The sequence below is a fragment of the Segatella copri genome, from assembly GCF_009494835.1.
In the GTDB taxonomy this organism is placed as follows: domain Bacteria; phylum Bacteroidota; class Bacteroidia; order Bacteroidales; family Bacteroidaceae; genus Prevotella; species Prevotella copri_F.
Map to the genome: position 1 here is coordinate 91,061 of NZ_VZBE01000001.1, position 25,687 is coordinate 116,747.

Below are 25,687 nucleotides of genomic sequence, written 5' to 3' on the forward strand. Positions count from 1 at the left end.
CATGAAGAAGATTTTAGTAACATCAGCCTTGGCAGCATTGGCATTGATGCCTGCTTCGGCACAGAAGGTAAACAAGAGCTCGAGTGGTTATCCTATCACTCCGGTGCCTTTCACATCAGTGAAGGTTTGGAACAATACGTTCTGGGGACAGCGTATCGAAACCTCTCGCAAAGTAACCATCCCGCTGGCTTTCAGCAAATGCGAATCAGAGGGAAGATACAAGAACTTTGAGCGCGCAGCTCATCCCAGCGACACCTATGATGTGGGCAAACTGATGCCCTACAGCTTCGACGACACCGACCCATACAAAACGATTGAGGGTGCCAGCTACGTGCTACAGACCTACCCAGACAAGAAACTCAAGGCTTATATCGACAGCGTGCTCGATATCATTGCTCCGGCTCAGGAGGCTGACGGATATCTCTATACCGCCCGTACACAGAATCCGAAGCATCCTCATTTCTGGGCTGGCGACAAGCGCTGGAGCAAGGAAGAGGATCTGAGCCACGAGCTCTACAACCTCGGTCACATGGTAGAAGGTGCCGTGGCTCACTGGCAGGCTACTGGTAGCCGCAAGTTCCTCGACATCGCTATCCGCTATGCCGACTGCGTGGTTCGCGAGGTTGGTCCTAACCCAGGACAGGCTTGCGTGGTACCGGGACATCAGATTGCCGAAATGGCACTCTGCAAGCTCTATCTTGCTACAGGCAACAAGAAATATCTCGAAGAGGCAAAGTTCTTCCTCGACTATCGTGGCAAGACATCTATCAAACAGGAATATTCTCAGAGCCACAAACCGGTATTGGAACAGGACGAGGCTGTAGGTCATGCCGTACGTGCTACCTATATGTATGCTGGTATGGCAGATGTAGCTGCCCTCACCGGTGATACTGCCTATATCCACGCCATCGACCGCATCTGGGACAACATCGTGAGCAAGAAGCTCTACATCACCGGAGGTATCGGAGCTACCAACAACGGCGAGGCTTTCGGTAAGAACTACGAATTGCCTAATATGAGTGCCTACTGCGAAACCTGCGCAGCTATCGGCAATGTTTATGTCAACTACCGTCTCTTCCTTCTCCATGGCGAGAGCAAATATTACGATGTATTGGAGCGTACCCTCTACAATGGTCTCATCAGTGGTGTGAGCATGGACGGCGGAGGCTTCTTCTACCCTAACCCATTGGAGAGTATGGGTCAGCATCAGCGCCAGGCTTGGTTCGGCTGTGCCTGCTGCCCTAGCAACATCTGCCGTTTCCTGCCATCCCTCCCGGGCTATGTATATGCTGTAAAGGATAAGAATGTATATGTCAACCTCTTCCTCAGCAACTCTTCTTCTCTGAAAGTAGCCGGCAAGAAGGTGGCTTTGAGCCAGGACACAAAATATCCTTGGAACGGCGACATCGCCATCAAGGTGGATGACAACAAGGCAGGTCAGTTCGGTATGAAGATCCGCATCCCGGGCTGGGTAAAGGGTCAGCCAGTACCATCAGACCTTTACTACTACAGCGACGGCAAGCGACTGGGCTATACCATCACCGTAAACGGCAAGAAGGTAGAGGCTAAGGTAACAGAGGATGGCTATTATACCATCAACCGCAAGTGGAAGAAGGGCGATGTGGTTCGCGTTCACTTCGATATGGAGGCGCGCACCGTACGTGCCAACAATAAGGTAGAGGCCGACCGCGGCTGCATCAGCATCGAGCGTGGTCCTATCGTATATTGTGCAGAGTGGCCAGACAACCAGGGCTTCGACATCATGAGCATTCTGGAGAACCGCGAACCTCAGTTCGCTGAGGGCAAGCTCTCGTACGATGGTTTCATCGACCCTAAATATAAGAATGTACTGACACTCTACAAGGGGCAGAGCATGGAGACCTTGACCGAGAACGTGCAGACCCTCGCCTACGACAAGAGCGGCAAGCTGAGCACCAAGGACCAGACCCTGACTCTCATCCCATACTTCGCCTGGGCTCATCGTGGCAACGGCAATATGAAGGTATGGTTGCCACAGGATGTCAAGGCTGCCAAGCCATTAGCTCCTGCAACTCTCGCAGCTCAGGCTAAGGTAGAATTCTCTTCTCCTGTGCCTGCCAAGAGCAGTATCACCGACGGACTGGTTCCAGCCGATGAGAACGACCGTTCTGTCCCATACATCCACTGGTGGCCTAAGAAGAACACCACAGAGTGGATTACCTACACCTTCCCAGAGAGCAAGGAGATCAAGACCAGCACCGTATATTGGTACGACGATCAGCCATGGGGCGGTTGCAAGGTGCCAGACAGCTGGAAGCTCTACTATCAGGACGAGGCAGGCAACTGGAAGGAAGTTCCAGGAGCCGATGCTTATCCATGCAAGCGAGGTGTAGCCTGCATCGTGAATTTCGACCCTGTGAAGACCAAGGCAGTTAAGCTCGAGCTGAAGCAGCCAGAGACTCTGTCCTGCGGTTTGTTTGAGTGGAGCGTGAAGTAACAAGACTTATTTTTAAATATTTTTCTTTCAAGAATTGCCATATTGCCATACCAGCCAGTAATCTCTCTGATTACAAAGCTGTTAGGGATATGGCAATTCTTTATTTTTAGGGGTTATCTGCCATATATTGCCATGAACAATCTTTATTCATAACTTCGCCATCGATGCGGAAGAAATTACGTCCCGACGTAGCATCTGATATATCGCGACGTAACAACAACTGCGTCCCGACGTAGCATCTGATACGTCGCGACGAAAATGAGGGTACTAATTCTCACTATAACAATATATGGCAATTCCCGGTGCTTTTCCGAGAATTGCCATACATACTTTTACGCTGAGTATCAACCATTTACACATACAATATAGCAATATGGCTATTAAAACAACGCATTAAAACTTTTTTTATTTTTTCTTCACTAGTCTAATGACATACCCAGACCAAAGGCACCATACGGCAAGTATTCCCATCACGAAGATAAATATATATGTAGCAATACTACCTATGAAGATTCTACCGCTATGAGCCTCCAGAGCCACATTCCATAATGACATGGGCAGTTGGTTCATATAAGCGGGTTGTGGCGCAAAGTCGGTTCCTTCATTATACTCAGCAATGACAGGCGTATCAGAGAAATCCTGGCTCATACCTGCTATCGCCATTTTTCCGAATGGTGCACCAGCGTTCTTTAAAGCAGCTTTCCCGGTAGAATAATCAACGGTTGTCCCCTTTACTCTATCCCAAACAAAGAGACCACTAAACGAACCGCAATACCATTTACCATCTTTGTTTTGCTGAAGGACATTCAATCCCATAACACTGACTGGTGGAGTATTGGAGATGGACTCCAACTTTCCTGTCTGGAAATTCACGGAAAAGAAACCATCCGAAGTTGACAAGAGCCAGTCACCGAACTTTTCATCATAACGCACCACACGGAGTTTGTCATTCCAAGGGTTCTTGCTATGAAGCGTCGTCCCTGGAATAGACGGCATCTTGTTCAACACCAAGGCTATCATCACAGGTGGACGAAGGCACCAACCTGTCAGGGCTATCAACAAAGTAAGCATGATGGTGTATCGGCCTATTTTGTCATGCCATTGCAGCGAAAAGCGAAGCAACCTCTTCTGTTTAGGCTTTAACCAGAAGATAAGACCTGAGATGCAGAGCAACACCAGGATGATGGCAATGCCATCTACGATGAGTTTACCTATGCTGCCAAACAACTCTCCACTGTGAAGCAGCCATATCGTACGAAAGACTGTAACCTTCCCATCATACTCCTTTGGCATAGGCAATTCTATCCGGTGGAAATTCTGATAAGGTGGCAAGGATACATAAGCATAGGAGCGGCTGAGAACCAAAAGCGTATCTCCATGAGCAGAAATGTCGCTCAACTTCTCTTCCGGCTCTGTCGGAAGAGTTACGCTTTTCCATATTTTGTGACTCCCCAACCGGTAGAGTGAAAATGGAGATACCGACCAGACAGAACCATCATCCGTTCTGATAACATTTCTTATCTGTCGGCAGTCTGCTCCTGCAGGAATCCCCTTATTAAAGTCCTTGAATGTGGATGCTGTAGAATCCGTTTGCCAGATTCCCCCGTTTCCATACAGCAATATGGCATCATCCAAAGCAAGCGTTCCCCTCAGCAACCCGCCATTCCAATTCTTGAATTCATAGCGACTTGGCAGATATTTCCTGCTCACGTCCACATCTTTGATAAGCGAACGGTGGTTGAGCAGAATACCCGACAAGCAGAACATCAGCATGAAAAAGCTCATACCGATGCCTAACCATTTATGTTGTTTTCTCCAAGTTATTTTCTTATTTAGCATATTCATAATCATTATTACTATCTTGAATCAGGCTGCAAAGGTACATATTTCTAAGAAAGTATGCAATACCTAAAAATAATGATAATGAGGATGCTATTACAGCCATTGCATTAAGAGTTTGGTTAGCATGTTTAAGGCAAGAACTCATAAAACATTCATTTTAAGCTATTTAGAATCTTTAGTATGATTTTTTCCTTAAAAAATTTGGTAATTTCAAATTTTCGCCTTATCTTTGCACCCAATATCAGAAAATTCTCGGGGTTGACTGGATTTGACGGCGAGATGAAATGGTACGTAAGCATGCGGAGGCTCGTTGGCTACCTCCTAAATCCTAGTGAACAAAAAATTAATTGGCGAAAATAACTACGCTCTCGCTGCCTAGTCGAAGTATAGTAAACTAGCTTTATTCCAGCACAGGGTGCTGGAACGAGACATCGCTCAACGGATGTTGTTCCGAATCTTGTTGATCAAGCGGTGCAGGTAAATCGGAAATAGTTCATGTACGCCTCGTTGCATGGATGAAATTTTAGAGGATAAGGGTATGATTGGTGGTCCAGGTCCTGTCATGCCTCGAAAACCGGAGGCTGGAATAAGCATGTAGAAAGCGTATGGTTTCCTTGTGCGGACGAGGGTTCGAATCCCTCCAGCTCCACCCTATTTGATAGAAACAAAAAACTCGCAGATTCTTTCTTTAGAATTTGCGAGTTTTTATTTTGCTGTTATTGTTTTCTCAAACTTTCACGATACTTCAGAGGTGACATGTGCAGATGCTCTCTTACATATTTACCGAAGAATGAGGTATTGGAGAAGCCCAGTATACCTGAAATCTCCTTGATTGTTTTCGTTGTAGAACGGAGATAATAGGTGATATCAGCAAGCGTATACTCCGTAATCCACTCGATGGCTGTCTTGCCGGAATGGCGCTTGCAGATGATGGAGAGATATTTTGGCGTGATGCAAAGCTGCTGCGCAAAATATTCTACAGGCTGATGCTTGATTTCGCTCTGCTGCAACATCTCCAGGAACTTATCAAAGAAATCGCTGGCACTGGTTCCCAACGTTTCTTTCGGGAGATCTGTCAGCAAAAGATTGCTCACGGCAAGAAGAGCACTCTTCAGGAGCGTCTCCACTATCTCACGGCGATAAGGTTTCCACGAACTGCGGTCGTTGAACTTCGGATCCAGACAGAGGCGCACCAAGTCGGTAAACTTAGAATAGAATACCATATCCACCTCATTCATCTTCAACACCGAAACCTTGCTCACATACATGGCACGGTTCCATACCGAGATATGAGAACGAAGAATACCAAGCAAGCCGTGATTGCTGACACACATGGCTGTGCATGCAAAATCTTCCGACACCTCTTTGATGTCGAGAATAGAGTTAGGCGGACTGATAAATATATCGCCCTTCTCCACGGTGAATTCCCGCCCGTTGAGTTCAGCTCTCAGGCTGCCTCTCTGACAGGATGCAATCATGTTCATCTGGAATCTCATAGGGTCGGGGTTCTGCAACACCTTGACATTATCTATAATCAAGATGTCCTCATCCAGATAGCTCGCACTGATTTCTGCACTCTGTGCAAACTCACCTTCTTCGATACGCTGCCTGACGTCCTTCTGTTCTTTCATTAATATGCTTTTTAAATTTCTTCACTCTTCGTTCTTCACTCTTCCCTATCAAAAAGCCTCTCTGTATTTATTTTCGTCCTTATCCTCCAACATAGAGAGATAACTCTGATAGCGGCTAGCTGCAATATAATGTTCCTCAACCGCCTTGATTACCGCGCACCCCGGTTCGTGGGTATGGGTACAGTCAGAGAACTTACAATTCTGAGAGAACTTGAAGATTTCCTTAAAATAGCTGGTCAGCTCTTCCTTTTCGATATCAAAGGTACCAAAGCCCTTGATGCCCGGAGTATCAATGAGATAACCACCTTCCGGCAGTTCCAGCATCTCACTGAAGGTTGTGGTATGCATTCCGCTATTATGCGCCTCGCTGATTTCTGCGGTACGCTGCTCAGCATCAGGGATAAGCTGGTTGATGAGGGTTGACTTTCCTACCCCGCTGTTGCCGCTCAACAAAGATTTCTTATCCTTGATAAGAGGTCGCAACAGTTCAACACCTTCGCCTGTAGCTGCCGACAATTCGATACATTTATATCCGATGGTTTCATAGAGTGTACACATCATCTTCTCGTAATGCAATTCTTCTTCTGAAAGTATGTCACTTTTATTGAAGATGATGATAACAGGCACTCTGTAGGCCTCAGCGCCAGCCAGGAATCGGTCGATGAAGGTAGTAGATGTCTGCGGATAATTCACCGTTACCACAAGCAGCGCCTGGTCTACATTAGCTGCCAAAATATGACTCTGCTTACTGAGGTTAGGTGATTTACGAATGATATAGTTTTGGCGGTCTTCGATAGAAGAGATAAATGCCGTACCCTCCTGATTGGTAATAAGCTGCACATAATCGCCTACAGCCACAGGATTGGTGCTGCGGATGCCCTTCAATCTGAAATTGCCCTTGATTTTACTTTCTATCAGCTGGCCATCGTCTGTCTTGACGGTGTACCAGCTGCCTGTATTTTTAATAACGAGTCCTCTCATTATCACTTATTAAATAATGTAAGTTCAGAATGATTTAGACTGTCATGATTTCCTTCTCCTTCTCGTCCATCAGGTTTTCGAGCTGCTTGATGTACTTGTCGTGGAGTTTCTGCAAATCGTTCTCAGCATCCTTCTCCAAGTCTTCAGAAAGTCCATCCTTGATAGCTTTCTTCAACTTCTCCTTGATTTCCTGGCGCACGTTGCGCACCTCAATCTTAGCACGCTCAGCAATCTTATTACACTGCTTTACGAGTTCCTTACGGCGCTCACCTGTTGGCTGAGGAATACCCAGACGTACGATTTCGCCATTGTTCTCAGGAGTGATACCTACACCACTATCCATAATAGCCTTTTCGATATCCTTGATAGCTTTTTTGTCCCAAGGGCGGATAGCGATAGTACGGGCATCAGGGGTTGTAACTGTAGCTACCTGGTTCAGAGGAACCATACTGCCATAACTATTTACACGCACACCATCGAGGATGGCTACATTAGCACGACCAGCACGAACATGAGAGAGTTCCTCTGCGAGATACATTGCTGCCATCTCCATACGCTCTGCTGCAGAATTCAAAGTTTCTTTAACGTCTATCATAATTATATGTTTTTATTTTATTAATTCTAATCTTTCCAATTCTTCGCCCACATAGTTGGTGAGTTCTACAAACTGCTGGATAGTGAGCTGTTCAGGGCGCTTGGTCATGATGTCGGTGGTATAGAAATCCTCGCGTGGGGTTACACCCGGGAACATCTGCTTGAGGCTTACACGCAGCATCTTGCGACGCTGGTTGAAGACTGTCTTTACCAGACGCTTAAACAGTTTTTCATCACAGCCAAGGTCAGTCACCTTGTTACGAGTCATACGGATTACCGCACTCTTTACCTTTGGTGGTGGGTTGAACACATTCTCATCTACCGTAAAGAGATATTCCACATCATACCATGCCTGGATGAGCACACTGAGGATACCATAGGCTTTGTTGCCTGGTTCTGATGCCATACGCAATGCCACCTCGCGCTGAATCATTCCGGTACAGCAAGGAATGAGATCCTTGTAATCGAGCATCTTGAAGAATATCTGCGATGAGATATCGTATGGATAATTACCTGTCAGTACAAACTGCTTTCCATCGAATATCTGGTTCAAATCCATTCTCAGGAAGTCTTCACCGATGATATTATCCTTGAGTGTCGGGAAATTCTCATGAAGATACGCCACCGACTCCGAGTCGATTTCCACCGCCTTGACGGGTCTTGGTTTCTCTACGAGATATTGGGTAAGAACGCCCATACCTGGTCCGATTTCGAGAACAGGTATATCCGGGCAGGCATCCACCGTATCGGCGATGCGCTTTGCTATATTGAGGTCGGTCAAGAAGTGCTGACCGAGATTCTTCTTAGGCTTTACAGCTTTCATATCTTATCTTTATATTATATATTTTGCAAAAATACGATTATTTTTTGAGAATCCACACGAAGTATGCGATTTTTTTTATCTTTTTGGGTAAAAAAGGGAAAGAGCCACTTGTTTCTTAAAAAAAAGGCTATACTTTTAGCCATAAATGGCGCCCAAGCGTTTATTTATGCTAAAAATATGCAGATTCGAACGATATTGTCAATAAAAGTATTATCTTTGCATCTAATTATGGATATAAAGAAGATAGCAAACAACATATGGAAGGTGGCTTTGTCGCTCATTCTGGGTGGCGCCATCCTTTATTGGATGTATCGCGGATTCGACTTCAAGCAAGTAGAAGATGTTCTGCTTCACAAGATGAGTTGGACCTGGATGCTGCTGTCGTTCCCTTTTGGCATCTCTGCCCAGGTGTTCAGAGGATGGAGATGGAAACAGTCGCTGGAACCATTAGGCGAGAAGGCCCGCTCCAGTATCAGCATCTACTCCATCTTCCTGTCCTATGCTCTGAGTCTTGTAATTCCTCGTGCGGGCGAGTTTGCCAGATGCGGCGTATTGAAGAAATGGGATGGTGTTTCGTTTCCGAAAGCCTTGGGTACCGTCGTTACAGAAAGAGCCATCGATTCACTCCTCGTGCTGCTGATTACGGCGCTGGTCTTTGTGATGCAGATTCCGGTATTCCTCAATTTCTTTGAGAAAACAGGTACTAGCATGGACAGTTTACTCTGCCAATTTACAGCCACAGGTTACATAGTGACTGCTATCTGTGGCATAGCAGTACTCATCCTGGCTCACTATCTGCTCAAGCGACTCGCTATATATAATAAGGTGAAAGCAACACTGGGAGGACTCTGGCAAGGTATCATCTCGCTGAAAGGTGTCAGAAATGTACCGCTCTACATCGCCCTTACACTGGGCATCTGGTTGAGCTATTTCTTCCACTACTATCTCACCTTCCAATGCTTCGAGGCAACCTCCCATCTTAATCTGATGTGCGGTCTGGTGACATTCATCGTGGGCAGCATAGCGGTCATCGTACCAACTCCTAACGGAGCCGGACCTTGGCATTTTGCCGTCAAGACAATGCTCATACTCTATGGCATTCAGGCAAACGATGCCCTCTTCTTCGTTCTCATCGTACACTCCGTGCAAACCCTGCTTGTAGTCCTTTTGGGAATCTATGCCTGGATAGCACTGGCGTTTACCGGGAAAGTGAAGAGTAAGGAGTGAAGAATCCTCTTGCTTTAGGGCGTATGCCCAACTTAACATTGAACATTTAACATTAAAATAAAAATATTATGGCTGACATTAAGAATTTGAATCCAGTTGAAATCTGGCGTAACTTTGACAAGTTAACACAAGTTCCACGTCCATCTGGACATTTGGAAAAGATTCAGGCTTATTTGCTCGATTGGGCAAAAGAAGCAGGTGTAGAGGCTTTCCAAGACCCAGCAGGCAACATCGTGATGCGCAAACCTGCTACTCCAGGTATGGAGAACCGCAAAGGCGTTATTATGCAGGCGCACATGGACATGGTTCCTCAGAAAGCACCAGACAGCAAGCATAATTTCGAAACAGACCCTATCGAAACCATCATCGATGGCGACTGGGTACGTGCTAATCATACAACACTCGGTAGCGACGACGGACTTGGCGTAGCTACAATCATGGCTGTAATGGAATCAAAAGATTTGCAGCATGGTCCTATCGAGGGCTTGATTACCGCCGACGAAGAGACAGGCATGTATGGTGCCAATGATCTCCCAGCAGGCGAACTGAACGGCGACATTCTCTTGAACTTCGATACCGAGGTTTGGGGCGAGTTCGTTATCGGTAGCGCTGGCGGTATCGACATCACAGCAACTCTCGATTATAAAGAGGTAGAAACCGACAAGGAAGATGCTGCCGTTAAGGTAACCCTCAAGGGATTGAAAGGCGGTCACTCCGGTATCGAAATCAACGAAGGCAGAGCGAATGCCAACAAGTGCATGGTTCGTTTCGTGCGTGAAGCTATTTCAGAACTCGATGCCCGTCTAGCTTCATGGCAGGGCGGCAACATGCGCAATGCCATCCCATTCCAGGCTGAGGTTGTTCTGACCCTGCCTAAGGAGAACATTGAAGCTTTGAATGACCTGGTAGCAGACTGGAAGGACGAAATCTGTGATGAGTTCGAAGGCATTGAAACAACTGAGAACATCGAGTTCTTCGCTGAGAATGTAGAGACTCCTAAGATGCAGGTTCCTGCCGAAATCCAGGATAATCTTGTAGATGCAATCTACGCTTGCCACGATGGTGTATTGCGTATGGCTCCATCTATGCCTGAAATCGTAGAGACCTCTTCAAACCTCGCAATCGTTGAGATTGGTGACGGCAAGGCTGCTATCAAGATTCTGGCCCGTTCCAGCCACGAATACTACAAGATGTATCTTGCCACAATGATAGAAAGCTGTTTCAACATGGCAGGCATGAAGGTTGAATTCAGTGGCAGCTACATGGGATGGAACCCTAACCCTAAGAGCGACATTCTGGAACACGTATTGAAGGTTTACAAAGAGCAGAACGGCACAGACGGTAAGGTACAGGCTGTTCACGCAGGTCTGGAGTGCTCTATCATCCTGAGCAAGTATCCTAACCTCGATGTCGTATCATTCGGTCCTACCCTTCTTAGCCCTCACACAGCCAATGAGCGTTGCCAGATCAGTTGCGTAGCTCCTTTCTGGAACCTCGTCAAGCAGCTCCTGACGGAGATTCCTGCAAAGTAAAAAATGGGGAGCGAAACTACAAAAAGATTAAAAAAGAAAGCCGAGAGTGAAAATTCTCGGCTTTTTTGTTCCAGTTTTCAAAAGAAATCATTACCTTTGCAGTCGATTTCGCAAGTCTTGTAAAATCTCTGTAGCAGATCATACAAATTCACTTGCATAAGTTTCATTAAAATAACACCAAAATGGACGATTATCACGCGGAGAACAATAATGAATTGTAAGGCGTGGAGATTCAGCAACGATGAAGCCTTTCAGTAGGCCGTACCCAAGCGCTAGTCTCCATACCCCAAACTTTTATTATGTGGAGATTAGCAAACTATGAAGACTTATTGGAATATAGACAAGAATCTGACTGTACTCAATGAGTGGCAGCCAAACTGCTGGATACAAGTAACATGTCCAACTGATGAAGACCAGCGCTTGCTGGAAGAAGAATTCAAGATCCCTGATTATTTCCTCTCGGATATCAGCGATACCGATGAGCGTGCCCGCTATGAATATGACGATGGCTGGATGCTCATCATCCTCCGTATCCCTTATGTCAAGGAAATACGCAGCCGTACCCCATACACCACTGTGCCTCTGGGTATCATCCATAAGCGCGATGTTACCATCACCGTATGCTATTATGAAACCAATATGATGATTGATTTCGTAAGCTACCAGCAGAAGCGCAGCGAGGGGTTCACCGACTATGTAGACATGACCTTCCGTCTCTTTCTTTCATCAGCGGTTTGGTATCTGAAGCGATTGAAACAGATCAATTCGCTCATAGAAAAGGCAAAACGAAACCTCGATCATGGTGTAAACAATGAGAGCCTGATTGGCCTGAGCCGCCTGCAGGACTCCCTTACCTACTTCATCACCTCTATCCGAGGCAACGAGAATCTCCTGTCTAAGTTGAAGTTCAAGCTGCAGGTGGACGAACTTGATGCCGACCTCATCGAAGACGTAAACATCGAGATGACACAGGCACGCGAAACCACAAGCATCTACTCCGACATTCTGGAGTCGACGATGGATACTTATTCGAGCATCATCAACAACAACATGAATACCACGATGCGTACCTTGACCAGTATCAGTATCGTCATGATGTTGCCTACGCTGATTTCCTCATTGTTCGGTATGAACTTAATCAACGGTATGGAAGACAGCCATTACGGATTTGCCATTGCCCTGGTTATCTCCGTGCTCGTTTCTGCACTTTCATGGGGCTTCCTCAGATACAAGCGCCTGCTCTAAGCATATACCACTCTGATATGCATTAAGTAGCCCGAAAGAGCACATAAAACGATGATTAGCAAGAAAAAGGCAATTATAAATACAAAAAAAATTAAAAAATCGAATATCATGGCAAGATATTCGATTTTTTTTTTTAAGTTTGCAACTTATTAATAATATAATTTTGTATGGGGTCGAATTGCGGATAAGCGACTACCGGCCCAAGAAACTCGAATCATAAACTAAACAAAGTGACATGATGGACTCTCAAGAAAAAGCTCTGTTGCAGCAGAGCACCCTGGAAGACCCTGCCAAGAAGGCTTATGCCACCAAGCAGGAAGTGCTCGAAAGAGTAAAGGAAATCGCTCATAGCAGCGAAAATCCAAACAAGGAGGAACTCGACCTACTCAAGACTACTTTCTACAAGATTCATCTCGCAGAAAGAGACGCACAGATGAAAGAGTATCTCGCAAAAGGCGGTGACCCAGAGAAGTATATCCTTCTACCGGATGACACCGAAGAAGCCTTCAAGGCTGAGATGCAACTCATCAAAGAGAAAAGAGCCAAGATCTTCCTGGCACAAGAAGAAGAAAAGCAAGATAATCTCCGCAAAAAAGAGGAAATTATCGAAAAGATAAAGGCCATGACCACCTCACCGGAAGAGGCCAATAAATCATATCAGGACTTCAAGGCCTTGCAGCAGGAATGGAAGGAAATCAAGAACATCCCTGCAGACAAGGCAAACGAGGTATGGAAGAACTACCAGCTCTATGTAGAGCAGTTCTACGACATGCTCAAGTTGAACAGCGAAGCCCGCGAATATGATTTCAAAAAGAATCTTGAAGCCAAGACCAAACTCTGCGAGGCTGCAGAGAAACTCAATGAGGAAGAGGATGTTATTTCTGCCTTCCACCAGCTTCAGGACCTCCACCAGCAATATCGTGAGATTGGTCCTGTTGCCAAGGAGTTGAGAGAACAGATTTGGGAGCGTTTCAAGGCTGCCAGCACTGTTATCAACAAGAAGCACCAGCAGCACTTCGAAGACCTGCGTGCCAAGGAAGAGGAAAACCTCGCCAAGAAAACTGCCCTCTGCGAAAAGGTAGAGGCTGCCAACCAAGGAGAATACAAGACTGCTAAGGACTGGGAGAAGGTTACCCAGGAAATTATAGAGATTCAGAAAGAGTGGCGCACTATCGGTTTTGCCCCTCAGAAGATGAACGTCAAGATTTTCGAGCGTTTCCGCATCGCCAACGATGAATTCTTCAACAAGAAGGCAGAATTCTTCAAAGGATTGAAAGATACCTACTCTGCCAATCTCGAAAAGAAACAGCAACTCGTAAACAAGGCAAAGGAACTGGCTGACAGTACAGACTGGAAGAAGACTGGCGACAAGTTCATCGCTCTTCAGAAAGAATGGAAGAAGGTGGGTACCGTACCTCATAAACAAGGCGAATTGCTCTGGAAGGAATTTCTGGATACCTGCAACAAGTTCTTCGAAGCCCGCAACAAGCAGAATGCCGGTTCACGCAGCGAGGAACATGCCAATCTGGACAAGAAGCGCAACATTATTGCCCAGCTCAAGGAACTTGTAGTTGCAGAGATTTCAGACAACGATTTCCAGAAGAAACTCAAAGATCTTGCCAAGCAATACAGTGCAATCGGACACGTTCCTTTCAAAGAGAAAGACAAGGTCTATAAAGAGTATCATGAGGCTATCGATGCAGCCTACGAGAAACTTCACGCCACCAACGCAAAGCGCCACTTCGACAACTTCAAGAACAACTTGAAGAATGTTGCCAAGGAAGGCGGCAATGCACTCGGCAATGAGCGTGGCAAACTCTTGCGCCGCTACGACCAGTTGCGCAGCGAGATTACTACTTACGAGAACAACCTCGGTTTCTTCAATACGGCCAGCAAGAAGGGCAACAGCCTGGTAGAAGAAATGAACCGTAAGATTGAGAAACTCAAGGCTGACCTCGAAATGGTAAAGCAGAAAATCAAGGCTATTGATGCCGAGAAGAAATAAATACAATAAACCCCAGGGCAAAAGCTCTGGGGTTTATTGTTATGAATACTCCATAAAACAGAATTCCTATAAACAAAAAAACACCTTTCATTACTGAAAGATGCCTTACCGTATGAGTTGGGATACCCGGACTCGAACCAGGAATGACAGGACCAGAATCTGTAGTGTTACCATTACACCATATCCCAATATCAGCAAACGAGATGTTCTTTTCTCAATTGCGAGTGCAAAGGTACTAGTTTTTTTTGAACCTACAAAATTTTTCGGCACTTTTTTCTAAAAAAAGCGCAATTTCTTTAATTTTCCACATTTTTTTTGCCTTTTAAGTCGATTTTCCATTATAATAATGTATCTTTGCAGAAAAATAGAGAATATAAATTAAGTAAGAAAGAAAAGATAAATGAACACAGTTAAACAACTCGTAGAGACTATTAAAGAAGGTATACAAGAAAAGAAAGGTCAAGACATTGTTATCGCCGACCTGACAGAAATCGATGGAAGCATTGCCAAGTACTTCATCATCTGCCAGGGAGGAAGCCCTACTCAAGTTGAAGCTATCGCAGGTTCTGTGGGAGACATCGTGCGCAAGAACCTGAAAGAAAAACCTGTAAATGTAGCAGGTCTCGGCAACGACCAGTGGGTGGCAATGGACTTTGTTGACGTATTAGTACACATCTTCCTTCCGGAAGTACGTGCTTATTACGACCTCGAACATTTATGGGAGGATGCAAAGCTTACCCATATACCTGATCTCGACTAGTCAGCCTCTCCCATCCTACATGATGGATCAGACATTGTTTTTCGACTAAAAGTTATACATATAAAATAAAATGGAACAAAGCAATAATATGAAGCCTCGTGGCAATGGTGGACCAAAGATGCCACGATTTAATATGACCTGGCTTTTCACCATCTGCCTCATCACCATGATCATCCTCTTCTTTACAGGAGGAGGCGATGCGATTGGAGGCAGCGCTGCCAAGGAAGCCACATACACCCAGTTCAAACAGTATGTAGACAAGGGTTATGTGCTCAGTGTTGTGGCCAATAAAACAGAAAGCACCCTCAAAATATACATCAACCCGAAATATACGCGCGATGTATACAATATGCCGGCAAAGTCTGTTGGTCCTAACCCATACGTAAAAGTACAGTTCGGCTCGGTTGACGAAGTGGAACGCTATGCCAACCAGATGTTGAAGGAAAAGAAGATACGCTCCTTCAGCTACGACAACCAGAAGGATAACGACTTCTTAAGCACGCTCTTCAATCTGGCACCTCTGCTCTTCTTCGTATTCTTCATCCTTTGGATGTCTGGAAGATTCAGCGGCGGTATGGGCAGCGGCGGTATGGGCGGCGGCATCTTCAGCGTAGGCAAAAGCAAAGCTAAGATGTACGAAAAGGGAAATGCCATCGGCATCACCTTTAAGGATGTGGCCGGACAGGAAGGTGCCAAGCAGGAAGTGAAGGAAATTGTAGACTTCCTGAAAAACCCACAAAAATATACCGACTTGGGTGGTAAGATTCCAAAGGGAGCCCTTCTCGTAGGCCCTCCGGGAACTGGTAAGACCCTCTTGGCTAAGGCTGTTGCCGGCGAGGCTGGCGTACCTTTCTTCTCCATGAGCGGTTCCGACTTCGTTGAAATGTTCGTAGGTGTAGGTGCCTCACGTGTACGCGACCTGTTCCGCCAGGCTAAAGAGAAATCACCTTGTATCATCTTTATCGATGAGATTGATGCTGTAGGCCGTGCCCGCAGCAAGAACCCAGCCATGGGTGGTAATGATGAGCGCGAGAACACATTGAACGCTCTCCTTACAGAGATGGATGGTTTCGGCACCAACAGTGGTGTCATCATCCTTGCAGCTACCAACCGCGTAGACATGCTCGACAGCGCCTTGCTCCGTGCCGGACGTTTCGACCGCGAAATTCACGTAGATCTCCCTGGTTTGAACGAACGTAAGGCTATCTTCCTGGTTCATCTCAAACCTATCAAGATAGACGAAACAGTAGATGTTGATCTACTGGCCCGTCAGACTCCAGGGTTCTCGGGTGCAGATATTGCCAACGTTTGTAACGAGGCAGCCCTCATTGCTGCACGCCACGACAAGAAGGCTGTGTGCAAACAGGATTTCCTCGATGCAGTAGACCGTATTGTAGGCGGTCTGGAGAAGAAGACTAAGGTGATGACTGCCGACGAGAAGCGTAGCATCGCTCTCCACGAAGCAGGCCACGCAACCATCTCATGGTTCTGCCAGTATGCCAACCCTCTCATCAAGGTTACCATCGTGCCTCGTGGTCAGGCTCTCGGTGCTGCATGGTATCTGCCAGAAGAGCGCCAGATAACCACCAAGGAACAGATGCTCGACGAGATGTGTTCATTAATGGGTGGACGTGCCGCAGAAGAACTCTTCACCGGTCATATTTCGTCAGGAGCCATGAACGACCTGGAGCGCGCCACAAAGAGTGCTTATGGTATGGTAGCTTATCTCGGTATGAGCAAGACGTTGCCAAACATCTGCTTTTACAACCGGAACGAATATGCATTCCAGCGTCCGTACTCTGAGTCTACAGCCCGCGAGATAGACCAGGAAGTTCTGAAGATTGTCAACGAGCAGTATACACGTGCCAAGAACATTCTGATGGAGCACAAGGAAGGCCACAATGCCTTAGCAGAGCTCCTGATCAAGAAAGAGGTGATTATGGCAGAAGACGTAGAACATATCTTTGGCAAACGCCCTTGGTTGAGCCGTTCGCAGGAAATCATGGAAGACGAACAGCCTAAGATAGACGATGACGCCGTAAAGGAACTTCCTGAAGTTCAGGCTGCCATCAAGGAGCATGAAGAGAACCAGAAGAAGAATGCAGATTCTGAAGAGACTTCCAAGAAGGATGAAGGTTCGGAAGAAAACAAGAACGAATAAAACAAACCGATATGACTGACAAACAGAAGAATCTAGTGATAAGATCCATCACAGGCGTATTTTTCGTGGTGTGCATGGTATCTTGCTTTCTCAATCCCAGGGCAATGGTTATCCTGTTCGCCCTCATTACCGGATTGAGCATATGGGAGTATTGCGGATTAGTTAACCAGAAGGAGAATGTTACGGTAAACCGTTTCATCAGCACCGTGGCGGGTGTTTACTTCTTCCTTGCCGTGGCTGGTTTCCGCATGGGCATTGTGGGCAATTTCGTGGTTTTCGTACCTTATCTGCTCACCATCCTCTATCTCTTCATCAGCGAACTGTATACAGGCAACAAGGATGCCATCAACGATTGGGCTTACACTATGCTCTCTCAGTTGTACATCGCCTTGCCTTTCTCGATGATCAATGTATTGAGTTTCGAGACATCAGCTTTCGATGGCCAGATACATTACGACATGCTGCTGCCTTTGAGTATTTTCATTTTCCTCTGGACCAATGATACCGGTGCCTATTGCAGCGGTTCGCTTTTCGGCAAGCATAAGCTCTTTCCTCGCATCAGTCCAGCCAAGAGTTGGGAAGGCAGCATAGGCGGAGGTATATTCGTACTGATAGCAGCAGGCATTATCGGCTATATTGCCAACGATGGCGAAGCCCATCGTCTCAGCATTCTCGGTTGGGAAGGTTTAGGTCTGGTTGTGGTATTCTTCGGCACATGGGGCGATCTGGTAGAAAGCCTCTTCAAGCGTACCCTCGGAGTAAAGGATAGCGGCAACATCCTGCCAGGACATGGAGGTATGCTCGACCGCTTCGACTCTTCGCTCATGGCGATACCGGCAGCAGTAATCTACCTATACACCATCCAGTTGTTTGGATAATACATCTTTTATGAGATAAAGGCCAAACCTATAGTTTGGCCAAGCAAAAAAGAAAGGCAGGGATTCCTCAAAGAACCCCTGCCTTTCTTTTTTCATATCACCCCCAAAAACGCAAGTAGCTTCGATGGCTCACGAAAGTACTTGCGATAAACTATGCTGTTATCTGTTATATTTCTTCAGTGCCTGCTTCACCATCTTGCCCCATGGCTTGATGAGATCATCTGTCCAGTTGCCGGTAGCCTTGGCACGTGGCAAAAGCATGGAACAGGTTTCATCCTTATCCGAAACCGACCAGTTTACCCAACTCACCTTGTTTTTCTCCATTACATCGAGCCATTTCTGATACTCTTCAGGAGCCAGAGGACCATTACCCGAAGCCTCCATACCAGCACATTCTGATACAAAGACCGGCAAACCGCTCTTCACGGCAGCCTCCAGTTTATCACGCAGATAATCTTTATGGGTGGCTGCATAGAAATGAAGGGTATACATCACATTCTCCACACCCTCGATAGGGCTCTTTGCCACGATATCAATATCCTGGTCCCAATGCGGACAGCCCATCAGGATGATATTATCCGGATCATACTTTCTGATTTCCGTGATGATGGTTTTAGCGTATACCTTCAAGTCTTCCCATTTATCCTCAACAGGTTCATTGTAGAGTTCGTAAAGCACATGAGGATATTTACCATACTTCTGCGCCATCTTTCCGAAGAAGGCCTTAGCCTCGGCTGTATGCATCTTGTGTGCATGCCAGTCGATAATCACGTAGGTATCATTCTTGATGGCAGCATCTACCACCTGGGTAATGCATTTCAGAGCAAAGTCTGGATTTTCCAGATAGTTGTCGTCTATCTGAATTCCCATGGCTGCTCTGATGATGTTGGCATGCCAGTCTTGCACAAGCCATTTCACCGCTTTTTTGTTGTAGAACCGAGGCCAGATGTTGTGCCATCCCAGACTCACGCCTCTCAACACTACAGGATTACCACTCTGGTCGCAAAGCTGCGCACCTTTTACCTGCAACTGTCCCCATTGCTTTACAGGGTTTGCTGCATACACTTGTGCCATACAAAAGAGTGCACAAATGAGGGTCATTAGTTTTTTCATTTTTTTTTAGGGTTTAAAATTAAATATATATTTTTGGGTTTGTTTTTTTAGGATAGCTAATACTCCTACATAGGTAGCAGATTACAAATCTGCCTTAGTCAGCAGTTCTGCAGCGGATTGATATCCGCCACAGAACTGAAAGAGATTACTTTTTATTAAAACATTTCACCTTTTTCCTGTTCTTCTTCAAAGTGTTCACCCTTTTGGGCTTCCTGCGCCTCATACTGTGCCTGGGCTGCACGCTGCTGAGCCTCACGTGCTTTAGCCTCAGCCGCCAGTCGGGCTTTTTCTGCTCTTATTCGTGCCAGTTCAGCCTCTTCTTCTGCCCGTTTCTGCGCCGCCAAAGCTTCCTCTTCGGCACGTTTCTTAGCAGCCTCGGCTTCAGCTATCGCCTTCTGTCGCGCACGTTCTGCAGCCTCAGCTGCAGCTTTGGCTTCAGCTTCAGCACGTTCACGAGCCATACGGAGAAGCATTTCCCTACGCTTAACCAGAAGATCAAACATGATGCCCGCAGCCTCATCCGGCGCAACCTTATCGCCTAACTGAGTTCGAACTTCCTGATATTCTGCCAACATCTTATCCCTGCCAGGTTCTCCCGGAAGAATCTGATAAAGTTCGTTGGCAATACCATCAACCGTAAAGCGGTCGGCAAGCATCTCCGGCACAATCTCTTTATTGGCGATAAGATTCACCAGCGAGATAAACTTCACTTTGATGATATGCTTGAAACCGAAACGGATGAGATGAGGTACAGGCGTTTCATAACATACCACCTGAGGCACATCGAAAAGAGCCGTCTCTAAGGTTGCAGTACCACTGGTAACAAGAGCTGCCGTAGCATGCGACAAGAGCGGATAAGTCTTGTTACGCACCAGTTTGACAGGTGTACCCTTGATAAACTTCTCATAGTAAGCATCGTCTATCGAAGGAGCACCGGCAAGCACCATCTGATAATCTTCAAAACGCTCAGCCACCTCAATCATCGCCGGCAGATTGTCTTTGATTTCCTGCAGACGGCTTCCTGCCAGCAAAGCGATAACAGGACGATAGGTGTCAAGATTATTCTCCTGACAGAATTCCGTAAAACTCTGATGATATCCCGACCTGAACTCCCCTACTTCCTGAGCCGTAGGATTACCTACATAGTGAATAGGATAACGGTGTTTCTTTTCGAAGAACGGCACCTCGAATGGCAAGATTGAGAAGAGTTCAGCGATATCACGTTTAATGCTGCGAATCCGCCACTCCTTCCATGCCCATATCTTAGGAGAAATGTAATAATAGGCAGGGATATTGGTGTTCTTTTTCAAGAACTTAGCTATCTTGAGATTAAATCCCGGATAATCTACCAGTATCACTACATCCGGCTTCCATTTCACAATATCTTCCTTGCATCTCTTCAGGTTCGAAAAGATGGTACCCAAATGTAGCAGTACAGGCACAAAACCCATATAAGCCAACTCCTTAAAATGCTTGACGCGAGTGCCACCTTCAGCAGCCATCAAATCACCGCCAAAGAAACGGAATTCAGCAAACTCGTCTATTTTTTTCAACGAGCGCATCAATCTGCTGGCATGCAAATCTCCACTAGCCTCGCCTACTATCAGGTAATACTTCATAATTCAAAGTTCTTTAACCAATCATAATCCGTTACATCAATCTTAGTTGGGGTAATAGCGATGTAACCATGATTCACAGCCCACTGGTCGGTATCCGTTGCCTCCGGTTCGTCATTACGGTATTCACCCACCATCCAATAATAATCATATCCATGCGGATGCGTGCGATGATCCACCTCATTGATCCAGGAGCCATGAGTCATCCGGCAACCCTTGAAGCCCTTGAACGGAGGCAAAGCCGGAAAGTTGACATTCAGACAGGTATATTCTGGCAATCCCTTCTCCAGCACCATTTTAACTACCTTAAGCACCCCATCGCGCAAAGGAGTGAGATCTGCATTCTCATCATAATTGCAACTGCTGAAGGCTATGCTTGGAATATGCTGCATACAGCCCTCTTTAGCTACACCCATAGTTCCCGAATAATGATTGTTCACGCTCGAATTGTCACCATGATTGATACCGCCGATAATCAGATCGGGCTTGCGATTAGCAAGAAACTGATCCAATGCCAGTTTCACACAGTCTACCGGTGTGCCGCTACATGACCAAACCTCCACATCATCTCCCATATTGTGGCGACGCTTTAGGCGCAAGGGAGTAGTAGCCGAGAAGGCACAGGCGAATCCCGAACGGGCACTTTCCGGAGCAACAACCAGCAGGTCGCACCAGTCTTTCAGAAAGTTCACCAGGGTCTTGATTCCATTGGCATGATAGCCATCATCATTCGAAATTAATACTAACGGTTTCTTATTTTCCATAAAAATATCTTTCTTTTTGGTGCAAAAGTACGAAAAAACCTTTAAAGATAGCGACTTTCTCACAATATTTTTGTATCTTTGCCGAAAATTTACTAAGAAAATGGGAAAAATCATCGCATTAGCTAACCAAAAAGGCGGTGTAGGAAAGACTACTACCACCATCAACTTGGCAGCATCGCTTGCCACGCTAGAGAAAACTGTACTCGTAGTGGACGCCGACCCACAGGCAAACGCTTCCAGTGGATTGGGCGTGGACATCAGCGAGGTAGACTGCTCGCTCTACGAATGCATCATTGACCATGCAGACGTACGCGATGCCATCTACACCACCGACATTGATGGACTCGATATCATTCCTAGTCATATCGACCTGGTAGGTGCCGAGATAGAGATGCTGAATCTCAAAAATCGCGAAAAGGTGATTAAGACATTGCTTCAGCCTATCCGCGACGAATACGACTATATCCTGATAGACTGTTCGCCTTCGCTCGGTCTCATCACCGTCAATTCGTTGACGGCAGCCGACAGTGTCATCATCCCAGTTCAATGTGAATATTTCGCACTTGAAGGTATCAGCAAATTGCTAAATACCATCAAGATCATCAAGAGCAAGCTGAATCCGAAACTCGAGATAGAAGGTTTCCTGCTCACCATGTATGATAGTCGTCTACGCCTTGCCAACCAGATATACGACGAAGTGAAACGCCACTTCCAGGAATTGGTGTTCAAGACCGTTATCCAGCGCAACGTGAAGCTGAGCGAGAGTCCGAGCCATGGTCTCCCAGTTATCCTTTACGATGCAGAAAGCAATGGAGCCAAGAACCATCTGGCCTTGGCAAAGGAGATTATCAACAAGAATAGTTAAGATTTGGAAATTGAACTCTTTTAGAAAGTTCAATGTTCAAAATTAAAAGTAAAAAAATGGCAGTACACAAGAAATACAACAACGGTACAAAGAGCAACGCTTTAGGACGCGGACTCGACGCCCTCATCTCTACCGAGGGAGTGCGCACCCAGGGCAGCAGTACCATCAATGAAATTCCTCTCGACCAGATTGAGGCGAATCCCAATCAGCCACGCCGGGAGTTTGACGACGAAGCCCTACATGAGCTCGCCGAAAGCATCAAGGCCATAGGCATCATCCAGCCTATCACCTTAAGACAGGTTTCAGAAAACAGATTCCAGATTATCGCCGGTGAACGCCGCTGGCGCGCTTCACAACTTGCGGGGCTGACAGCTATCCCTGCATACATCCGCACCATCAGCGATGAGAACGTAATGGAAATGGCGCTCGTAGAGAATATCCAGCGCCAAGACCTCAACGCCATAGAAATAGCACTCGCCTACGAACACCTTCAGGAAAACGAGGGTATGACACAGGAGAAAATTTCAGAACGTGTGGGCAAGAGCCGTGCAGCTATCGCCAACTATCTGCGACTGCTCAAACTTCCTGCCCAGGTGCAGATGGCACTACAGAAGAAAGAAATCGACATGGGTCATTGCCGTGCCCTACTGGCCCTCGACTCACCTTCGCTGCAAATCAAGTTGTTCAAGGAGATACAGAAGAACGGCTACTCAGTAAGAAAGGTTGAAGAGATGGTACAGCGACTCAAGAGCGGAGAAGACATCGAGAGCGGTAAGAAAACCATCACGGCTAAGGCTCAGATGCCTGAGGAATTTACACAACTCAAGAACCGCCTGTCACAGTTTCTCAATACCAAAGTGCAGTTCACCTGCTCTGCTAAGGGCAAGGGAAAAATCAGCATTCCATTCGCCAACGAAGAGGAGCTGGAGCACATCATGAATGTTTTCGATCAGTTAAAGCAAGAATAAAAGTGAAACTCAGTATATCACAAATCTGTTTGGCAACCCTGCTGCTTCTGGCACCGATGGGCGCACAGGCACAGAAGTCGAAACAAAAAAAACAAGTGACCGATGTGCCAGCCATTGCATCAGCCGACTCGGCAAAAATAGCCATCGACTCGATGCTTACCGCACAAGACAGCAGCAAACTGGCAAGCCTCACCCAACCAGCAAAGCCTGTACGCAAAAAGCGCAACTGGGCAACCTGGCGACCTGATACCAAGCGTGCCATGTGGTTGGCACTTGTATTACCTGGTGCCGGACAGATATACAATCGCAAATATTGGAAACTGCCTTTCATCTATGGCGGTTTCGTAGGCTGTACATACGCCATCACCTGGAACAACCAGATGTATCACGACTATTCGCAAGCCTACATGGATATTATGGACGATGACCCCAACACCCAGAGCTACAATCAATTTCTGCACTTGGGTGCCCAAATCAACGAATCGAACATAGAACGCTATAAGGAAATCTTCCGCAAGCGAAAAGATAAATATCGCCGTTGGAGAGACTTGGGAACCTTCGTCATGATAGGCATCTATGCCTTCTCAGTGATTGATGCCTACGTAGATGCATCGCTCTCGGAATTTGACATCTCCGATGATCTCTCGCTCAGAATAGAGCCTACCATGCTGAATAACGGCAACAAGACTGCCAATCCGTTGCGGTCTGGAAGCCTCGGCGTAAGTTGCTCACTCACATTTTAATGCGTGAGGAGTTAGAATACACCTATATATATTATAACGCAAAATAGAAATTAGAAACATAGACGAGATAAAACATCAATATGAAGAAAATACTAGTCATGGCAGCAGCGATGCTGTTCAGCTTACAAGGCATTCATGCCCAAACCGACGTTACAGAAGAAACAGATAACGATGATATCATCACCGTTACCGACAAAGACGGAAAGCAGGAGGAAATCGAAGTACCTGAGGGAATGGAAGATAACCTCGACAGCCTGCTCCACCTTTACAATGCACAGACTTACATGATGGCAGATACAACCTGCAAATACCGCGATGTAAACCCTGTCTTCGAGAAGGAAGTGTATATCGACCGTCTGAAGAGAATGCCTACCATCATCGAAATGCCATACAATGAGGTAGTACAGAAATTCATAGACCGTTACAGCGGTAAACTACGCCGTTCGGTAAGTTTTATGTTGGGAGCAAGTAACTTCTACATGCCTATCTTCGAAGAGGCATTAGAGGCTTACAATCTGCCACTGGAACTGAAATATCTGCCAGTTATTGAATCGGCACTCAACCCTAAAGCTGTATCACGCGTTGGTGCCACAGGTTTATGGCAGTTTATGCTGCCTACCGGCAAGCGATATGGACTGGAAGTAAACTCACTCATCGATGAACGCCGCGACCCGGTAAAAGCATCCTATGCAGCCGCTCACTATCTGAGCGACCTGTACAAAATATTCGACGATTGGAGCCTCGTGATTGCAGCTTACAACTGCGGTCCAACCAATGTCAACAAGGCCATCCATCGTGCAAAAGGCAACGCCGACTACTGGAACATCTATCCATATCTGCCAAAGGAAACACGTGGATATGTACCAGCTTTCATCGCTGCCAACTATATCATGAACTACTACTGCGATCATAACATCTGCCCTATGGTAAGCGAACTGCCAGTAAAGACAGACACTATCGTAGTATCAAAAGATATCCACCTGGAGCAGATTTCCAAAGTGCTGAACATCAACATCGAGCACCTGCGCAATCTGAATCCACAGTATCGTCATGATATCATCAACGGATTGAACCATCCGATGGTATTGCGTCTTCCATCTACCCTCATCGGTAGTTTCATCGACCAGCAGGACAGCATCTGTGCTTACAGAGCCGATGAACTCTTCCAGAAGCGCGCTACCGTAGATGTCAACGATGCACAGCCTACCTATAGCCGCCCACGAAGCAGCTACAGTCGCCACAGCGCTTCTTCACGCAGCAAGAAGAGCAGCAAGAAGAGCAGCAAGCGAGGCAGAAACAGAAAACAAGGCAGCAAGAGTGTAACCATCAAGAATGGTGATACCCTTTCTGAAATAGCAGCACGCAACGGAACAACCGTTAAGAAACTGCGCAAACTGAACGGCATCAAGGGTAACAGTATCCGTGCCGGAAAGAAAATCAAAGTGAAATAAAAGAACTACGTA

General features: G+C 46.4%; 19 protein-coding genes, 1 tRNA gene, 1 other RNA gene and 1 pseudogene. 13 read left to right on the forward strand and 9 right to left on the reverse strand.

Features of this window, described 5'->3' with window-relative positions:
• Window position 1: 1 nt before the first annotated feature.
• On the forward strand, window positions 2-2,476 hold the full coding sequence (locus F7D47_RS00340; RefSeq protein ID WP_153086413.1) for a glycoside hydrolase family 127 protein: 2,475 nt from the start codon (window positions 2-4) through the stop codon (window positions 2,474-2,476).
• A gap of 405 nt (window positions 2,477-2,881) precedes the next feature.
• Here F7D47_RS00340 and F7D47_RS00345 read toward each other — a convergent pair whose 3' ends face one another.
• A complete protein-coding gene (locus F7D47_RS00345) occupies window positions 2,882-4,327 on the reverse strand; it encodes a PepSY domain-containing protein (protein WP_153086414.1) in 1,446 nt (481 codons plus the stop codon).
• A 245-nt stretch (window positions 4,328-4,572) separates the two neighbouring features.
• On the opposite strand from F7D47_RS00345, the gene ssrA reads away from it, so the two are divergent.
• Window positions 4,573-4,970: a transfer-messenger RNA gene (ssrA, locus tag F7D47_RS00350) on the forward strand.
• 64 nt (window positions 4,971-5,034) lie between these two features.
• Here ssrA and F7D47_RS00355 read toward each other — a convergent pair.
• The 4 genes from F7D47_RS00355 to rsmA are packed head-to-tail and all read right to left on the reverse strand — an operon-like array spanning window position 5,035 to window position 8,347.
• A complete protein-coding gene (locus F7D47_RS00355; RefSeq protein WP_022121437.1) occupies window positions 5,035-5,949 on the reverse strand; it encodes a helix-turn-helix domain-containing protein in 915 nt (304 codons plus the stop codon).
• A gap of 48 nt (window positions 5,950-5,997) precedes the next feature.
• A complete protein-coding gene (gene rsgA, locus F7D47_RS00360) occupies window positions 5,998-6,930 on the reverse strand; it encodes a ribosome small subunit-dependent GTPase A (protein WP_118150981.1) in 933 nt (310 codons plus the stop codon).
• Window positions 6,931-6,964: 34 nt separating this feature from the next.
• Window positions 6,965-7,525 carry a ribosome recycling factor gene (frr, locus tag F7D47_RS00365; RefSeq protein WP_006847159.1) on the reverse strand — a complete coding sequence of 187 codons (561 nt, stop codon included), beginning with the start codon at window positions 7,523-7,525 and terminating at the stop codon, window positions 6,965-6,967.
• A gap of 12 nt (window positions 7,526-7,537) precedes the next feature.
• Window positions 7,538-8,347, reverse strand: coding sequence for a 16S rRNA (adenine(1518)-N(6)/adenine(1519)-N(6))-dimethyltransferase RsmA (gene rsmA, locus F7D47_RS00370; RefSeq protein WP_153086415.1), 810 nt, complete (start codon window positions 8,345-8,347; stop codon window positions 7,538-7,540).
• Window positions 8,348-8,575: 228 nt separating this feature from the next.
• On the opposite strand from rsmA, the gene F7D47_RS00375 reads away from it, so the two are divergent.
• The 4 genes from F7D47_RS00375 (at window position 8,576) to F7D47_RS00390 (ending at window position 14,356) form a co-directional block, all read left to right on the forward strand.
• Window positions 8,576-9,574 carry a lysylphosphatidylglycerol synthase transmembrane domain-containing protein gene (locus tag F7D47_RS00375; protein WP_153086416.1) on the forward strand — a complete coding sequence of 333 codons (999 nt, stop codon included), beginning with the start codon at window positions 8,576-8,578 and terminating at the stop codon, window positions 9,572-9,574.
• Window positions 9,575-9,642: 68 nt separating this feature from the next.
• Entirely contained in the window at window positions 9,643-11,106 is a 1,464-nt protein-coding gene (locus F7D47_RS00380; RefSeq protein ID WP_022121434.1) for an aminoacyl-histidine dipeptidase, read from the forward strand.
• Window positions 11,107-11,424: 318 nt separating this feature from the next.
• Window positions 11,425-12,351, forward strand: a complete 927-nt coding sequence (locus F7D47_RS00385) for a magnesium transporter CorA family protein (protein ID WP_022121433.1) — start codon at window positions 11,425-11,427, stop codon at window positions 12,349-12,351.
• A gap of 235 nt (window positions 12,352-12,586) precedes the next feature.
• Window positions 12,587-14,356 carry a DUF349 domain-containing protein gene (locus F7D47_RS00390; RefSeq protein WP_118078741.1) on the forward strand — a complete coding sequence of 590 codons (1,770 nt, stop codon included), beginning with the start codon at window positions 12,587-12,589 and terminating at the stop codon, window positions 14,354-14,356.
• Between the two features lie 117 nt (window positions 14,357-14,473).
• Here the strand turns inward: F7D47_RS00390 and F7D47_RS00395 are convergent.
• Window positions 14,474-14,544, reverse strand: a tRNA-Gln gene (locus F7D47_RS00395).
• 212 nt (window positions 14,545-14,756) lie between these two features.
• On the opposite strand from F7D47_RS00395, the gene rsfS reads away from it, so the two are divergent.
• The 3 genes from rsfS to F7D47_RS00410 all read left to right on the forward strand — a co-directional run bounded on the left by rsfS (window position 14,757) and on the right by F7D47_RS00410 (window position 18,155).
• Window positions 14,757-15,116 (forward strand): ribosome silencing factor, encoded by a 360-nt coding sequence (rsfS, locus tag F7D47_RS00400; protein ID WP_006847152.1) that lies wholly within the window; start codon window positions 14,757-14,759, stop codon window positions 15,114-15,116.
• 70 nt (window positions 15,117-15,186) lie between these two features.
• On the forward strand, window positions 15,187-17,277 hold the full coding sequence (ftsH, locus tag F7D47_RS00405) for an ATP-dependent zinc metalloprotease FtsH (RefSeq protein ID WP_118078742.1): 2,091 nt from the start codon (window positions 15,187-15,189) through the stop codon (window positions 17,275-17,277).
• Between the two features lie 11 nt (window positions 17,278-17,288).
• Complete coding sequence (locus tag F7D47_RS00410; protein WP_022121429.1) at window positions 17,289-18,155, forward strand: phosphatidate cytidylyltransferase; 867 nt, start codon at window positions 17,289-17,291, stop codon at window positions 18,153-18,155.
• A gap of 159 nt (window positions 18,156-18,314) precedes the next feature.
• Here F7D47_RS00410 and F7D47_RS00415 read toward each other — a convergent pair whose 3' ends face one another.
• The 3 genes and pseudogenes from F7D47_RS00415 to surE all read right to left on the reverse strand — a co-directional run bounded on the left by F7D47_RS00415 (window position 18,315) and on the right by surE (window position 21,648).
• Window positions 18,315-19,268: a glycoside hydrolase family 5 protein gene (locus tag F7D47_RS00415; protein ID WP_153083484.1), complete on the reverse strand. Its 954-nt coding sequence runs from the start codon at window positions 19,266-19,268 to the stop codon at window positions 18,315-18,317.
• A 479-nt stretch (window positions 19,269-19,747) separates the two neighbouring features.
• Window positions 19,748-20,887: pseudogene (gene lpxB, locus F7D47_RS00420) on the reverse strand (lipid-A-disaccharide synthase); the annotation flags it as partial.
• Window positions 20,884-21,648: a 5'/3'-nucleotidase SurE gene (surE, locus tag F7D47_RS00425; protein ID WP_153086417.1), complete on the reverse strand. Its 765-nt coding sequence runs from the start codon at window positions 21,646-21,648 to the stop codon at window positions 20,884-20,886. The pseudogene lpxB and the gene surE, both read right to left, overlap by 4 nt.
• 100 nt (window positions 21,649-21,748) lie before the next feature.
• Here surE and F7D47_RS00430 point away from each other — a divergent pair, with 100 nt between their 5' ends.
• The 4 genes from F7D47_RS00430 to F7D47_RS00445 all read left to right on the forward strand — a co-directional run bounded on the left by F7D47_RS00430 (window position 21,749) and on the right by F7D47_RS00445 (window position 25,675).
• Window positions 21,749-22,513, forward strand: coding sequence for a ParA family protein (locus F7D47_RS00430; RefSeq protein ID WP_117586026.1), 765 nt, complete (start codon window positions 21,749-21,751; stop codon window positions 22,511-22,513).
• Between the two features lie 56 nt (window positions 22,514-22,569).
• Window positions 22,570-23,481 (forward strand): ParB/RepB/Spo0J family partition protein, encoded by a 912-nt coding sequence (locus F7D47_RS00435; protein ID WP_153086418.1) that lies wholly within the window; start codon window positions 22,570-22,572, stop codon window positions 23,479-23,481.
• Window positions 23,482-23,537: 56 nt separating this feature from the next.
• Window positions 23,538-24,224 carry a DUF5683 domain-containing protein gene (locus F7D47_RS00440; protein ID WP_119235775.1) on the forward strand — a complete coding sequence of 229 codons (687 nt, stop codon included), beginning with the start codon at window positions 23,538-23,540 and terminating at the stop codon, window positions 24,222-24,224.
• A gap of 80 nt (window positions 24,225-24,304) precedes the next feature.
• Window positions 24,305-25,675 (forward strand): lytic transglycosylase domain-containing protein, encoded by a 1,371-nt coding sequence (locus F7D47_RS00445; RefSeq protein WP_153086419.1) that lies wholly within the window; start codon window positions 24,305-24,307, stop codon window positions 25,673-25,675.
• Window positions 25,676-25,687: the final 12 nt, after the last annotated feature.

What these genes read in the sequence shown, in the direction of transcription:
- frr (WP_006847159.1), bottom strand. Translation starts at nt 7,525, where the DNA reads ATGATAGACGTTAAAGAAACTTTGAATTCTGCAGCAGAGCGTATGGAG.
- F7D47_RS00355 (WP_022121437.1), bottom strand. Translation starts at nt 5,949, where the DNA reads ATGAAAGAACAGAAGGACGTCAGGCAGCGTATCGAAGAAGGTGAGTTT.
- F7D47_RS00390 (WP_118078741.1), top strand. Translation starts at nt 12,587, where the DNA reads ATGATGGACTCTCAAGAAAAAGCTCTGTTGCAGCAGAGCACCCTGGAA.
- F7D47_RS00440 (WP_119235775.1), top strand. Translation starts at nt 23,538, where the DNA reads ATGGGCGCACAGGCACAGAAGTCGAAACAAAAAAAACAAGTGACCGAT.
- F7D47_RS00415 (WP_153083484.1), bottom strand. Translation starts at nt 19,268, where the DNA reads ATGAAAAAACTAATGACCCTCATTTGTGCACTCTTTTGTATGGCACAA.
- F7D47_RS00430 (WP_117586026.1), top strand. Translation starts at nt 21,749, where the DNA reads ATGGGAAAAATCATCGCATTAGCTAACCAAAAAGGCGGTGTAGGAAAG.
- F7D47_RS00385 (WP_022121433.1), top strand. Translation starts at nt 11,425, where the DNA reads ATGAAGACTTATTGGAATATAGACAAGAATCTGACTGTACTCAATGAG.
- surE (WP_153086417.1), bottom strand. Translation starts at nt 21,648, where the DNA reads ATGGAAAATAAGAAACCGTTAGTATTAATTTCGAATGATGATGGCTAT.
- F7D47_RS00375 (WP_153086416.1), top strand. Translation starts at nt 8,576, where the DNA reads ATGGATATAAAGAAGATAGCAAACAACATATGGAAGGTGGCTTTGTCG.
- F7D47_RS00345 (WP_153086414.1), bottom strand. Translation starts at nt 4,327, where the DNA reads ATGATTATGAATATGCTAAATAAGAAAATAACTTGGAGAAAACAACAT.
- F7D47_RS00435 (WP_153086418.1), top strand. Translation starts at nt 22,570, where the DNA reads ATGGCAGTACACAAGAAATACAACAACGGTACAAAGAGCAACGCTTTA.
- F7D47_RS00445 (WP_153086419.1), top strand. Translation starts at nt 24,305, where the DNA reads ATGAAGAAAATACTAGTCATGGCAGCAGCGATGCTGTTCAGCTTACAA.
- F7D47_RS00410 (WP_022121429.1), top strand. Translation starts at nt 17,289, where the DNA reads ATGACTGACAAACAGAAGAATCTAGTGATAAGATCCATCACAGGCGTA.
- ftsH (WP_118078742.1), top strand. Translation starts at nt 15,187, where the DNA reads ATGGAACAAAGCAATAATATGAAGCCTCGTGGCAATGGTGGACCAAAG.
- F7D47_RS00380 (WP_022121434.1), top strand. Translation starts at nt 9,643, where the DNA reads ATGGCTGACATTAAGAATTTGAATCCAGTTGAAATCTGGCGTAACTTT.
- rsgA (WP_118150981.1), bottom strand. Translation starts at nt 6,930, where the DNA reads ATGAGAGGACTCGTTATTAAAAATACAGGCAGCTGGTACACCGTCAAG.
- F7D47_RS00340 (WP_153086413.1), top strand. Translation starts at nt 2, where the DNA reads ATGAAGAAGATTTTAGTAACATCAGCCTTGGCAGCATTGGCATTGATG.
- rsmA (WP_153086415.1), bottom strand. Translation starts at nt 8,347, where the DNA reads ATGAAAGCTGTAAAGCCTAAGAAGAATCTCGGTCAGCACTTCTTGACC.
- rsfS (WP_006847152.1), top strand. Translation starts at nt 14,757, where the DNA reads ATGAACACAGTTAAACAACTCGTAGAGACTATTAAAGAAGGTATACAA.